Consider the following 1,563-nt stretch of genomic DNA (forward strand, 5'->3'; position numbering starts at 1 on the left):
CCTGTGATGGGCGGCACATGCCGGCCTCAGGTTCTCCCATGTGGACTTGCCACCGTGCTCCCACGCCTGCAGATGATCAATATCCGTCAACACCACCGGGTTCGAACAATTCAGGAAGTAACAGCCCCCGGCCAGGGCCTGCAACACCGCTTTCTCCGCGTCCCGCAGCGTGTACTGTTGCGGGCTCAACGGCAACGCCTGCCCCGTGACCGGATCAGTCAACACCCGCAAGAACGTGCTCTCACCAGCCATGAGCTTCCTGGCGATCCCCAACGGCACCGGCCCAACCCCCTCACCCACCAACTCGGCCGGTTCATCCGTGACGCCCACCAACCCCAGAAACGGGACCTTAAGCAAAATCTGGGCCCTCGGCAACGGCGGATCCACCATGACCTTGCCCCGGCGCATGGCCTCCAACTGATCCAGGTACTCCTGCTGGCGATCCTCAACAATCCCGTCAACGATCTCATCAACATAACCGGAACCATCACCAACCAACTCCCCGCACAACGGCACATCCTCCAACCCCACACCACCCAGCCCAGAGCCCTGACCGGACTGCTGGTCGGGGTTCTGGCTGGACGGCTGACCCGAGGACTGCCCGGCAGGTTGGCCGGAGGGCTGCCCAGGGTCCTGCCCAGGGTCCTGGCCTTGATTCGGGGTGTTGGGCAGGCCGGTGCCGTCTACACGGCCCGGCCCCGCCTCATCAGGGACGATCGTGCCGTTGAGCGGTTCCGGCCCGGCCCCATCGGGCACGACCGTGCCGCCAATGGGTTGGTCGACGTCAGGCAGGACCGCTTCCCCCGCGGGACTCGTCTCCGGGCCAGTCGTTGGGCTGGTGCTGGTGTTGGTGCGGGGCGGGGCCGGATCTGAGTGCGCCCAGACCGGCTCCTCATCAAACAACGTCACCCCAAAGGCCGTCTTCTCCCCAAAAGGAACACCACCGTCCCCACCAGCACCCGGTCCCTCGCTATTGCAGGAGCCGGAGCTGCCAGAAGTGCCACCTGTACTGCCACCACCGGGCGCGGCACCATTGCCAGAGGTGCCACCGCCCTGAGTGGCACCATTGCCGGTGAACCCGCCACTGCTGCCGCTGCCGGGGGTGTTGCTGAAGTTGTTGTTGGGGCGCCCATCCCGGCCAGCACCCTGGCCGCCACGACTGCCATCACTGGTGAAATCGTTGCCGGCACCATTGCCGGCGCCCTGGCCGTTGTAGCTGCTGTTCCCATTGCCTTGGCCGTTGTAGCCGCCACCGCCAGTACCGCCGTAGCCACGGCTGCCGCTGTTGTTGTTGTTGCTGTGGTGGTTGGTGGTGGGGTTGGTGTAACTATTGTTGGGGAGTTCCTGGCCCATGAGCAGGACCGCGGCGACATCGGCACGGATCTGCTCACGCGTCCTGTACTCCCGGCAATCCTCCCCACCCCCTGCCGCGTCAGCGGCACGCTGACGGCCCGCAGCATCACTCTTGATCGCTGAGGCGACCCGATGGCAATGCACCATGATCGCCTCCGCCGCCAACGTCGGAATATGCAGGACCACCCACGACATCCCGTCCTTCCCCGC

The 1,563-nt window shown here is 65.5% G+C and carries 1 protein-coding gene; it reads right to left on the minus strand.

The features are described from left to right. Positions 1-1,548, minus strand: a 1,548-nt coding sequence (locus ACT3TS_RS19615; protein ID WP_444533207.1) for an HNH endonuclease, incomplete at its 3' end; no start/stop codon positions are given. Positions 1,549-1,563 lie beyond the last annotated feature (15 nt).

Origin of the sequence: Specibacter sp. AOP5-B1-6 (assembly GCF_052376555.1) — a bacterium.
Classification (GTDB): domain Bacteria; phylum Actinomycetota; class Actinomycetes; order Actinomycetales; family Micrococcaceae; genus Specibacter.